At 45.1% G+C, this 12681-nt stretch carries 9 protein-coding genes and 1 pseudogene; 5 read left to right on the forward strand and 5 right to left on the reverse strand.

The window, feature by feature from the left end; genetic code table 11:
* Positions 1-219: 219 nt before the first annotated feature.
* Entirely contained in the window at positions 220-2229 is a 2010-nt protein-coding gene (gene ligA / locus VV1_RS00970) for an NAD-dependent DNA ligase LigA (protein ID WP_011078321.1), read from the reverse strand.
* A gap of 64 nt (positions 2230-2293) precedes the next feature.
* On the reverse strand, positions 2294-3229 hold the full coding sequence (gene zipA, locus VV1_RS00975; protein WP_011078322.1) for a cell division protein ZipA: 936 nt from the start codon (positions 3227-3229) through the stop codon (positions 2294-2296).
* Positions 3230-3431: 202 nt separating this feature from the next.
* Between zipA and cysZ the strand changes: the two genes are divergently transcribed.
* From cysZ to crr, 5 genes and pseudogenes are all read left to right on the forward strand, one after another.
* On the forward strand, positions 3432-4172 hold the full coding sequence (gene cysZ / locus VV1_RS00980) for a sulfate transporter CysZ (RefSeq protein ID WP_011078323.1): 741 nt from the start codon (positions 3432-3434) through the stop codon (positions 4170-4172).
* Between the two features lie 155 nt (positions 4173-4327).
* Positions 4328-5297: pseudogene (cysK, locus tag VV1_RS00985) on the forward strand (cysteine synthase A).
* 294 nt (positions 5298-5591) lie between these two features.
* Positions 5592-5849: an HPr family phosphocarrier protein gene (locus VV1_RS00990; protein ID WP_011078325.1), complete on the forward strand. Its 258-nt coding sequence runs from the start codon at positions 5592-5594 to the stop codon at positions 5847-5849.
* A 136-nt stretch (positions 5850-5985) separates the two neighbouring features.
* A complete protein-coding gene (gene ptsI / locus VV1_RS00995; RefSeq protein ID WP_011078326.1) occupies positions 5986-7710 on the forward strand; it encodes a phosphoenolpyruvate-protein phosphotransferase PtsI in 1725 nt (574 codons plus the stop codon).
* 120 nt (positions 7711-7830) lie between these two features.
* Positions 7831-8340: a PTS glucose transporter subunit IIA gene (crr, locus tag VV1_RS01000; protein WP_011078327.1), complete on the forward strand. Its 510-nt coding sequence runs from the start codon at positions 7831-7833 to the stop codon at positions 8338-8340.
* Positions 8341-8416: 76 nt separating this feature from the next.
* Here crr and VV1_RS01005 read toward each other — a convergent pair whose 3' ends face one another.
* The 3 genes from VV1_RS01005 to VV1_RS01020 form a co-directional block, all read right to left on the reverse strand.
* Positions 8417-9544, reverse strand: coding sequence for a flagellin (locus VV1_RS01005; protein WP_011078328.1), 1128 nt, complete (start codon positions 9542-9544; stop codon positions 8417-8419).
* Between the two features lie 160 nt (positions 9545-9704).
* Positions 9705-10838, reverse strand: coding sequence for a flagellin (locus VV1_RS01010; RefSeq protein WP_011078329.1), 1134 nt, complete (start codon positions 10836-10838; stop codon positions 9705-9707).
* A gap of 588 nt (positions 10839-11426) precedes the next feature.
* On the reverse strand, positions 11427-12584 hold the full coding sequence (locus VV1_RS01020) for a flagellin (protein WP_011078330.1): 1158 nt from the start codon (positions 12582-12584) through the stop codon (positions 11427-11429).
* Positions 12585-12681 lie beyond the last annotated feature (97 nt).

Consider the following 12681-nt stretch of genomic DNA (forward strand, 5'->3'; position numbering starts at 1 on the left):
AAACGAACAAACCCTTTAAAAACAACAAATTAAGCATATCAATTTGAACCTCATCGCATTATATGTTTCTGCGTAAAGCATTTAGTCAGCACACGATCTGGCTCACGGAATAATTTCTATCGTTATTTTCATTCGTTAACCAGTATTTATTTCACATAAAAAAATAACCCTCTAAACGTCAATTTAGAGGGTTTTAGTTTTTATTTTATCTTTTTTAGGTTACAGAAGTGCGAGTAAATCTTGCTCTGTTTGAATTTCCACGCCAAGTTCTTGCGCTTTGGTTAATTTTGAACCCGCCGCTTCACCAGCAAAAACGATATCTGTTTTCTTGGATACACTGCCCGTGACTTTAGCCCCCAATCGTTCCAAAGCCGCTTTTGCATCGCCACGGCTGAGTTGCGTCAAGGTTCCGGTTAGTACCACAACTTTGCCTGCTAATGGCTGAGGTATCTCACTACCAAGCTCCTCGACAGCGGGCCACACAATTCCCTGCTCAATAAGTGCTTGCACCACTCTTTGATTTTTCTCTTCAGCAAAAAATGCCGTGATATGACGAGCGACGACTTCACCGATATCGGGAACTTCGATTAACTGCTCATGCGTTGCAGTTTGTATCGCTTCTAGTGTCTTAAAATGGCGAGCCAAATTAGCCGCGGTTGCCTCGCCCACTTCTCTGATCCCCAGAGAATAAAGAAAACGAGCCAACGTAGTCTCTTTCGCAACGTTCAGTGCGTTGACGATGTTCTGGGCTGACTTTGGTCCCATTCGTTCAAGTACCGTTAAAACGCCTGCAGATAACGTAAACAAGTCCGCTGGAGTCTCTACCATTTCTTTGTCTACAAGCTGCTCTATGACCTTGTCACCCAACCCATCGACATCGAGCGCCTTCCTAGACACAAAATGTTTCAGCGCCTCTTTTCGCTGTGCTTGACACACCAAACCGCCAGAGCAGCGAGTCACCGCTTCTCCCTCAATCCGTTCAACATGTGAGTGACAAACGGGGCAAGCGGTCGGGAAAATGATGTTTTTTTCATCTCCTTTACGACGATCTTTCACCACAGAAACAATTTGTGGAATCACATCCCCGGCGCGTCGAATCACGACGGTATCACCAACCATCACACCAAGGCGTTCGATTTCATCAGCGTTATGAAGCGTTGCATTACTGACGGTAACACCACCGACGAAAACAGGTTCCAGCTTCGCGACTGGGGTAATAGCCCCCGTTCTGCCAACTTGAAACTCAACGTCATTCAACAGGGTGAGTTCTTCTTGCGCAGGAAACTTATACGCGATAGCCCAACGCGGTGCGCGTGCCACAAAACCCAATTTCTCTTGAATCACAATGTCGTCAATCTTAATCACGACACCATCGATTTCATATGGCAATGCATCGCGTCGATTTAAGATGTCTGCGTAGAATGCCTTAACGCTTTCCAACCCATTAACCAACTTCGTCTCAGGGCACATAGGCAAGCCCCATTGCTTTAACTGCAAGAAACGCTGGTAATGGCTTGATGACAGTGAGATGCCCTCTACGACGCCCACGCTATACGCATAAAACGCCAACGGACGAGTTGCGGTGATCTTCGAATCAAGCTGGCGTAAGCTTCCCGCCGCTGCATTACGCGGATTAACGAATACTTTTTCGCCTTTCTTGCGAGCGATGTCGTTGAGTTTTTCAAAGCCTGCTTTTGGCATGAAGACTTCACCACGAACTTCGATGCGTGATGGCCAACCTTCTCCCTGCAATTTCAGTGGCACAGAAGCAATGGTACGCACGTTTTCGGTAATATTTTCGCCTGTGGTGCCATCGCCTCGAGTCGCGGCCTGAACCAAAACGCCATTTTCATAGAGAAGGCTGACAGCTAAACCATCGAGCTTAGGCTCGCAACAAAATGCATCAATATGAGCACTTGGCATACGATCTTGTGCGCGTTTAAGGAAACTCTCAAGCTCTTCATCGCTAAAGGCGTTGTCCAAAGAAAGCATCGGGATCTCATGCGTTACTTGGCGGAAACTATCAAGAGCGACACCTCCCACTCGCTGACTGGGTGAGTCAACACTAATCCACTCCGGATGCTCCGCTTCAATGGCCATTAACTCGCGCATCATACGGTCATACTCGGCATCCGGAATTTCAGGATTATCTTCAACGTAGTAACGAACTGCGTGATAGTGCAGTTGCTGTTTTAATTCTTCTAAATATTGCTGCTTGGATTCAGACATTTTCCAGCCCTTAAATCACGATAAAAAAGGGCTCCGCTGGGAGCCCTGTTGGGATATTGGAAGCTTAAGCGTTTGCCGCTTTGAACTCAACTATTTGCCTTCTGTAACCCGCAAGGCGATCTGGCGTCATAAGATTGCGCTTATCATCAAGCACATTACCACCGAGATCATCCGCTATTTTTTGCGCGGTTTTTAGCATCAAGTTAAAGTTCTGGTCAGCCTCACCATAACAAGGCAAGGTCATAAAGAAAGAGATACCTTTGGTCGAGAATTCCGCTGGATCATCATGTTTTAGCGTGCCTGGATGCATCATATTTGCAACACTAAACAGCACTTTACCAGTACCCGACATATCAAGATGTCGATGGAAAATATCCATTTCGCCATACACTAGGCCATTTTGTTGCATGCTATCAAACAGCTTGGTGCCAACAAAGGGAGAATCACCAGCACAATGTACATTAAGAACAATAACTTGCAGTTCTGGCTCTACTGTTTGTGACATCGGCTCATCGAGCTCTACGATGGTCTCTTCACCTGAAAACGCGTCAATCTCGTCAGGATGATGAGTAAGAGGTTCATCTATTTCCTGAGGTTGCTCAACCCAAGCAGGCGCATCCTGCTCAATCGAAGCGGCTGCTTCTGCCTCTGCGACCGTAATATCATCATCAAATTTAGGTTGTGAGAACTTATTCTCTTTATCTTGTCCGCTATGAAGATCATCAATCAATGGATCGCCAATAACACCACTCGTAGAAAAGGGCTTCTCGTCTTCAAACGCGGGTTCTTTACGCTCTTTTCGAATAATTTCGTAATCATCTTCAGGGGCAACATACATCTCGCTCTCTTTAGGTTCGCTTTCTCCCAAATCAAGCTTGCTTAATGGTTTATCACCAAATTTTGCCTTCCCTTCTTTTTTACTCGTCCAAAGTCCGTGAAACAGCAGCGCCATGATGGCTAATGCGCCAACCACAATGAGTACGAATCGCAATTCCTGCATTATTTACTCTCATAATCCCAGAGACACACAAGGGTCTGTGAATCTATCAACCTAAAATATCTGGTTACTTTACCAAAGTTATCGAAAGAGTTAGAACAAATTAATGTTAGAAGTTCAAAGATTGGTGTGATTTCTTGCACGCTTTTTTTCTTTCCTCAGTTGGGTACAATGAGTTCATTCATTTCTTAAGCAGAACAATAAGATGAACACAACGTACACAAAGCGTAGCGGATTTGGTTATTTTTTCTATGGATTGGAACTGGCGTTATCACCCGGCGTGAAACGATTCATACTCATGCCACTGCTTGCAAACATCCTCCTAGTTGGAGGAGCACTCTATTATTTATTCTCTAACCTTAATCTCTGGATTGAGGGGTGGATAGGTCAATTACCCGATTTTCTTTCTTGGCTGAGTTACCTGTTGTGGCCGCTATTGGCACTGACGATCATCGCGACCTTCTCATATTTCTTCAGTACCTTGGCCAATTTCATTGCAGCGCCATTTAATGGCCTCCTTGCGGACAAAGTGGAAGAAAAACTGACGGGGCAAAAAAGTAACAACGATGGCTTTTCTGATGTCATTAAAGATGTACCTCGCGTCTTGGCTCGCGAATGGCGAAAACTGCTTTACGTACTCCCTAAAGCAATAGGTTTATTCTTACTGCTACTTATCCCCGCTTTAGGCCAAACCGTCGCGCCTCTTCTGTGGTTTATTTTTACCGCTTGGATGCTAGCAATTCAGTATTGTGACTACCCATTCGACAACCACAAAGTCTCCTTTCATGAGATGAGAAACACTTTGAAACAAAACCAATCTAAAGCCTATACCTTCGGCGCTATGGTATCCCTGTGTACTTCCATCCCTATTCTTAACTTGATCGTGATGCCTGTTGCCGTTTGTGGCGCGACGGCCATGTGGGTCAATGAGTTTAAGCGAGGATAGTTTAAGCACTTGCCACCTTAATGATGGGTGGCAAGTTTTTTCCGAGTAGAAACATCACTCTCATAAGATATAACTATTTAATCCTTTTCCCTTTGAATTATCAGTCATATCCTTCTATTCCGTATTCACTAAACGTGTAATGAAGGAACATCACCATGAGCAAAATCTACGAAGACAACTCTCTGACTATTGGCAATACTCCACTGGGTTCGTTTGAACAAAGTGAGTAACGGTAAAGTGCTCGCGAAAATCGAAGCACGCAACCCTAGCTTCAGTGTTAAGTGCCGTATCGGTGCAAACATGATTTGGGAAGCAGAAAAAGAAGGCAAACTGAAACCAGGTGTTGAATTGGTAGAGCCAACCAGTGGTAATACTGGTATTGCGCTGGCATTTGTTGCAGCTGCTCGTGGTTACAAGCTGACACTGACGATGCTTGAGTCCATGAGTCTAGAGCGCCGTAAACTATTGAAAGCACTCGGTGCAAATCTAGAGCTTACTGAAGCGGCGAAAGGCATGAAAGGCGCAATCGCTAAAGCAGAAGAAATTGTTGCTAGCAACCCTGAAAAATACCTACTTCTTCAACAATTCAATAACCCAGCAAACCCAGAAATCCACGAAAAGACCACTGGTCCAGAAATCTGGGAAGCCACAGATGGCGCTATCGATGTCTTTGTTGCTGGTGTAGGTACTGGTGGTACCATTACTGGTACCAGCCGTTACATCAAAGGTGAGAAAGGGAAACAAATTCTTTCCGTTGCTGTTGAGCCAACAGAATCTCCTGTAATTTCTCAAGCGCTGGCAGGTGAAGAAATCAAGCCAGCACCACACAAAATCCAAGGTATCGGCGCAGGTTTCATTCCTGGTAACCTCGATTTGTCACTGATTGACCGTGTTGAGAAAGTGACATCGGAAGAAGCGATTGAAATGGCTCGTCGCCTAATGGAAGAAGAAGGTATCTTGGCGGGTATTTCATCAGGTGCTGCCGTGGTGGCGGCAAACCGCCTTGCTGAACTCCCTGAATTCGAAGGAAAAACCATTGTTACCGTACTACCTAGCTCTGGTGAACGTTACCTAAGTACGGCCCTATTTGCTGGCATCTTTACTGAGAAAGAGAACCAGCAGTAATACGGGTTCAAATCAATTTTTCGTTCAAAAAAGCCCCATTCAGGGGCTTTTTTGTTGATCCTTGCCTCACCTTTGGTAATATCAGGGTGTTTTATTTTTAGCTTCAAAATAAAGAAGCGATAAAGAAAGTTTTTTGACATTTATGCAACAAAGCATAAAGCGTATTACATAAACTTTTGACTCGTATCTGCTTCAACACGCTTGCTCCCCTCGTGCTCTGGCGCGGTTCAAGTAAAGCGGTTAAGCTAAAACGAGTCTTGACTAACAAAAATACATTCAATTGGGGTATATCACATGTACGAGAAGCAAGTAGAAATCACAGCAGAAAACGGCCTTCACACTCGCCCAGCTGCTCAATTCGTAAAAGAAGCTAAAGCTTTTGACGCGGATATCACTGTGACTTCTAACGGCAAAAGCGCAAGCGCTAAGAGTCTGTTCAAACTACAAACTCTAGGTCTTGTAAAAGGCACTGTAGTTACAATCTCTGCTGAAGGCCCACAAGCACAGCAAGCAGTTGATCACCTAGTTGCTCTAATGGATCAACTACACTAATCAATGTATTCCTCAAAGCCATTTAGCTCACACTAAATGGCTTTGTTCAAAGTACAACCGATTAGTCAGCTACAATTTTTCGTTAGCGATTTAGTCACACATTCCCGTTTACGTTTGACCAACTTAAGGTAAGGCTATGATTTCAGGCATCCTGGCATCTCCTGGTATTGCAATTGGTAAAGCACTACTACTTCAAGAAGATGAAATTGTCCTAAACACTAACACTATCACAAAAGCTCAAGTAGAAGCTGAAGTTCAGCGTTTCTACGACGCGCGCAGCAAATCTTCTGCACAGCTAGAAACAATCAAGCAGAAAGCGCTAGAAACTTTCGGTGAAGAGAAGGAAGCGATCTTCGAAGGTCACATCATGCTTCTTGAAGATGAAGAGCTAGAGGAAGAAATCCTAGCACTCATCAAAAAAGAGAAGATGACTGCAGACAACGCGATTTACACTGTTATCGAAGAGCAAGCAACCGCTCTAGAATCTCTTGATGATGAATACCTGAAGGAACGCGCAACGGATATCCGTGATATCGGTTCTCGTTTTGTCAAAAATGCTCTTGGTATCAACATTGTTTCGCTAAGTGATATCAACGAACAAGTTATCTTGGTGGCTTACGACCTCACTCCATCTGAAACTGCGCAAATCAACCTAGATTACGTTCTTGGTTTCGCTTGTGACATCGGTGGTCGTACATCTCATACTTCAATCATGGCTCGCTCACTTGAGCTTCCTGCGATTGTTGGTACAAACGACATCACAAAGAAAGTTAAGAATGGCGATATGCTGATTCTTGACGCAATGAACAACAAAATTATCGTTAACCCTTCTGAAGCTCAAATTGAAGAAGCGAAAGCTGTGAAAGCTTCGTTCCTAGCAGAGAAAGAAGAGTTGGCGAAGCTGAAAGACCTACACGCAGAAACACTAGATGGCCACCGCGTAGAAGTATGCGGCAACATCGGTACAGTAAAAGACTGTGATGGCATCATCCGTAATGGTGGTGAAGGTGTTGGTCTCTACCGTACTGAATTCCTCTTCATGGATCGCGACGCGCTACCAACAGAAGAAGAACAGTACCAAGCATATAAAGAAGTTGCAGAAGCAATGGAAGGTCAAGCTGTCATTATCCGTACAATGGATATCGGTGGTGATAAAGATCTACCATACATGGATCTTCCAAAAGAGATGAACCCATTCCTAGGCTGGCGTGCAGTTCGCATCAGCTTAGATCGTCGCGAAATTCTTCGTGACCAGCTACGTGGTATCCTACGTGCTTCAGCACACGGTAAACTACGTATCATGTTCCCAATGATCATCTCTGTTGAAGAAATTCGCGCGCTGAAAGAAGCGATCGAAGAGTACAAAGCAGAACTTCGCGCAGAAGGTCTTGCATTCGACGAAAACATCGAAATCGGTGTGATGGTTGAAACGCCAGCTGCAGCAGCAATCGCTCACCATTTAGCGAAGGAAGTTTCTTTCTTCTCTATCGGTACTAACGACTTAACTCAGTACACACTCGCCGTAGACCGTGGTAACGAGATGATTTCTCACCTTTACAACCCACTGTCACCAGCTGTACTAACGGTTATCAAGCAAGTGATTGATGCTTCTCACGCAGAAGGTAAATGGACTGGTATGTGTGGTGAGCTAGCAGGTGATGAGCGTGCTACCCTTCTACTATTGGGTATGGGTCTAGATGAATTCTCTATGAGCGGTATTTCTATTCCTAAAGTGAAGAAAGTGATCCGCAATGCAAACTTTGCAGCAGTGAAAGCAATGGCAGAAGAAGCGCTATCATTGCCAACAGCGGCTGAAATCGAAGCTTGTGTAGAAAAGTTCATCGCAGAGCACTCTAAGTAATCTGCTGACCAATTTTCGAGCCTATATAATATGTTAGGCGGCTAAAAAAAGTCGTCTAACTGCTCGGATTGGTATACTATAATTCGACAGAATAAAACTAAACCTTAGGAGCATGACACAATGGGTCTGTTTGACAAACTTAAGAAGCTTGTATCTGATGACAGCGCTAGCGCCGGTGCAATCGAAATTATCGCACCTTTGTCTGGTGAGATCGTGAACATCGAAGATGTGCCAGATGTTGTTTTTGCTGAGAAGATCGTTGGTGACGGTATTGCTATCAAACCAACAGGCAACAAAATGGTAGCTCCTGTAAACGGTACTATCGGTAAGATCTTTGAAACTAACCACGCATTCTCTATCGAGTCTGACGATGGTGTTGAACTGTTTGTTCACTTCGGTATCGACACAGTTGAACTAAAAGGCGAAGGCTTCACTCGTATCGCTGAAGAAGGTCAAACTGTTAAAGCTGGCGACACTGTAATTGAATTCGATCTTGCTCTTCTTGAAGAGAAAGCGAAGTCAACACTAACTCCAGTTGTTATCTCTAACATGGACGAAATCAAAGAGCTGAACAAGCTTTCTGGTTCTGTTGTTGTTGGTGAAACACCAGTTCTACGCGTAACTAAGTAATTACTACTTAGTTAGCAGAAAAACAGTTAACAGAAAAACGCTGCCATTGGCAGCGTTTTTTGTTTTTGTGAGCAACCTAAGATAGCAATCCAATTGCACTGCCTGGGGCTTGCTTGGCTTGAGCCAGCAAGGCAGAGGTAGCCTGTTGCAATACCTGAGACTTCACTAAAGCGGTTGATGCTTTCGCAAAATCGGTATCCCATATTCGCCCTTTTGATTCAGTGACATTGCGATTGATACTTTGCAAATTGTCCATCGTCCCCTCTACCCGATTTTGAAAACTGCCGATTTCACTTCGGTGAGAATCCAGATATTGAATTGCAGTATCAACAACAGCAATCGCCAATTGAGCACCACCCACACTACTGATATCGAGTTCATCGAGCGTCACTTGTCCTTGCGGTTCAAAGTCTAGCTCTCCCTCCAAGCTTCCTGAGATATTTAAACCATCAGGAGCGTGACGATTAGCGACATAAAACTGCAATCGCCGATCATCCGTCACCGAGGACTCCACAACATTTTGCTGTGAATTGATATACGTAGCGACTTCTTCGAGACTGTCTCCAGGCTTAAGCGAGATCTTAATGGATTGATCATCCCCTTCGCTATCTCGAAAAGTAAAGCTAAGTTGCCTTGATTCCTTGTCAACTTGCCAATCCTCATCCGCTGGCTCCGAGGCAAGGTAATGATACCCGCCCATCTCAGGAACGTGAGTCCGCATGTTTTTGAGTTGCAAAGAAATGGAATTAGAATTTGCCCCAAGATGAAAACTTTTTGAACCATAACTTCCATCAAACAGATTTTTACCCGCAAATGTGGTTGTCCTGGCTATTCTTTCCACTTCATCTTTCAATACCACCACTTCCAACTGCAAACTTTGCCGATCCTCATCAGAATTCGATCCGTTTGCGGCTTGAAGAGAAAGAGATCGCAATCTCTGCAGTATTTCACTGCCCTCTTCCAACGCCCCTTCCGCTGTTTCTGCAACAGCATAAGCACTATGAGCGTTAGTTAATGCCACATCCAAACCACGGGTTTGGACGTGAAGCGTATTCGCTATCTGCATTCCAGCGGCATCATCGCTGGCACTATTAATTCGGAATCCGGAACTTAGATTTTTTTGGGTTTCAGCTACCTGACTTGCCGCTGTGCTCAGATGCCTCTGAGCGACCATCGCAGACACGTTGGTATTGAGTGAAACCATTTAATCGATATCCCTCTCCTGTTTCAATTCCGTTCATTCGGCAATAACGAGAAAACCGTCAAACTATGCCGAGAACATCTTGCGTCGAGGATATTAAACAAAGAGCCAGGTAAGACTACCTGGCTCCTGCTTACCGAAATTAACCGCTGCTGCTCAGAGATTAGCCTAGTAGACTTAGCGCTGAGTTTGGCGCTTGTTTCGCTTGCGCAAGAATGGAACTTGATGCTTGCGATAGAATTTGTGTCTTGGTCAACTGAGTCGTTTCTTTCGCGAAGTCGGTATCTTTGATTCGGCTCTTCGACGCGTTCACGTTCTCGTTGATGTTGTCCAAGTTGCTGATTGCATGGTTGAAACGGTTCTGGAATGCACCCAGCTCTGCACGGTGGCTGTCTACGTATTTCAGTGCCGCATCCACAATCGCTACCGACTCTTGCGCACCTTGTACGGTTGTCACGTCAATCGTGTCTACCGTGACGTTTTTGCCTTCGCCTAGGCCAAGTTCACCAGCTAGGCTACCTGAGAAAGCAATTTCACCTTGAACTTTGTTGTTACCAGCAAAGATCTGTAGCTTGCCGCCTTCACCCACTGACGCTTTTACAAGGTCAGTTTGACCGTTGATGTACGTCGCTAGCTCTTCGATGTCATCGCCCGCTTTCGCGTTGATTTCGATCTCTTGCTCGTTACCAAAGCTGTCTGTCAGTGCAATCGTCAAGTCGTTGTCGCCTGCGGCCACATTCCAGTTCTTGTCTTTGCCTTCTTCAGCTTGGTAGCTCACGCCGCCCATCATCACGTTGTCAGAGCGCATGTCTTTGAGTGACAGCATGACCGCTTCACCGTTATCCGCACCAATTTGCATTGCTTTCGTGCCGTAAGTGCCGTTGAGCAGTTTGTTACCACCAAAAGACGTGGTTTCTGCGATACGGTTTAGCTCGTCGTTCAATGCGGTGATCTCTTCTTGAATCGCCACGCGCTCTGATTTTGAGTTTGAGCCGTTCGCTGATTGCAGAGATAGGTCACGCATACGTTGTAGGATGTTGGTGGTCTCGTTCATCGCACCTTCTGCGGTTTGTGCGATTGAGATACCGTCGTTGGCGTTACGTACCGCAACGTCTAGACCGCGACTTTGCACGTTCAAGCGGTTAGAGATTTGCAGACCGGCTGCGTCATCTTTTGCACTGTTGATTTTGAAACCTGAAGACAGACGCTCCATCGAAGTTTGTTGTGCGCTGTTTGCGTTATTCAGGTAACGCTGTGCTGTCATTGCTGCTACGTTTGTATTTACATTCACTGCCATGATGAATTCTCCAATTGATTTTCCGATATTACGGTTTCCGACGTCTCGGAAAACCAAGTAGTTCTCTCAAAGTTACTTCTATTAACGGCTCAGCTTGAAAATCCTTTAGAGGAAAAAGACGATTTTTTTGAGAAAAGTTCATTTGGTGAGAAATTCGTGACCAAAGCAGGAAAAAGAGGAAAAAAGCGAAAATAACGCTAAAGTTTTGCGCATCTTTGCCATAGGAGCAGAAGGTAGAAACCATCTCATCCAGATGAGGGGCATGAAATTGCCACAATAGAAAAAGGTCATCGACAAAGCGATCAAAAAGCGAGATGGAATCGTGGTAGGTGCACATCGGTATAAAAACGCGTTTGTGCAGAAAAAGAAAAAGCCCCTATTCCTTTGAGAGAACCGGGGCTAGGTTGGTAGCCAGAGCCAATGTGGAGATCAAGAGAAATGAACACATTTCCGGCACCGAGCAACTTTACACGAATAATGTCAGGCAGGTGAGAGATGAGAGAGCCCTTCATTCACGGTAAAGCTGCTTGCCAAGTTATCCTGCATCTATAAGCTCACGTCTGAACCACAGCAGACACAGGATTACTATTAGCCCTGCAATAGTGACATTGCAGAGTTTGGCAATTGTTTTGCTTGAGCAAGAATAGAAGTACCTGCCTGTTGCAAAATCTGTGCTTTCGTCATTTGCGTCGTTTCCTTCGCAAAATCAGTATCTTTAATACGGCTGTTCGATGCATCAACGTTTTCTTGAACGTTCGCCAAGTTATTAATACTGTGGCTTAAACGGTTCTGTTTTGCACCTAAGTCCGCACGTTGTGAATCAACGTACTTCAATGCCGCGTCAATAACGCTAATTGCGTTCTGAGAACCTTGTACGGTACGCAGATCCAAATCTTGTACTGTTGTCGCAATCGGTTCGTCACTCAAACCCAGTTCAGAGGCAAGGCTACCCGAAATCGAGATATCGCCTTTCACATTTGGTTGAGCAACAAAGATTTGCAGCTTGCCATCTTCACTTACCGATGCGTTGATGTAGTCCGATTGACCATTGATGTACGTTGCCAATTCTTCAATATCATCACCGCTTTTCGCCATGATGTTGATTTCTAAATCGATAACATTGCCATCTTCATCTTCACCCATCTCTGGCAATACGATGTTCAGCTCTGCGTTATCCGCGCTCACTTCCCAATCTTTGTTTTTGCCATTTTCAGACTGGAAGGTCGTGCCACCCATACGGAAATCATCGGCACGGATGCTGGTTAAGCCCATAATCATCGCTTCACCAGAGTTAGAACCAATCTGGAATGCTGCATCACCAAAGGTGCCATTCAGTAGACGGCGTCCACCAAACGATGTGGTTTCAGCAATACGGTTAATTTCGTCTTGTAGAGCACTCGCTTCTTCATGAATCGCTTGGCGCTCAGACGTTGAGTTAGTACCGTTCGCGGATTGAATCGACAAGTCACGCATGCGCTGCAAGACTGCCGTCGCTTCATTCATCGCCCCTTCGGCGGTTTGAGCGATAGAGATACCATCGTTGGCATTACGCATCGCCACATCTAGGCCACGAGACTGAGCGGTTAAGCGGTTAGAAATTTGCAAACCGGCCGCATCATCTTTGGCGCTATTAATTTTATGACCAGATGACAAACGTTCCATTGAGGTGTTTAACTCATCTGTCGCTTTGTTTAGATAACGTTGCGCAGTCATCGCGGATACGTTAGTGCTTACTGTTACAGCCATTTTGCTCTCCTTTCGAGTTCGCAAGCTTGTGCGAAGCGGCCAGCTTTACTCTCTTATGGAAAAGCACTGACCGTAATTACTTGCTAAAACCGCCGGT

It is taken from the genome of Vibrio vulnificus CMCP6 (assembly GCF_000039765.1).
Lineage (GTDB): Bacteria > Pseudomonadota > Gammaproteobacteria > Enterobacterales > Vibrionaceae > Vibrio > Vibrio vulnificus_B.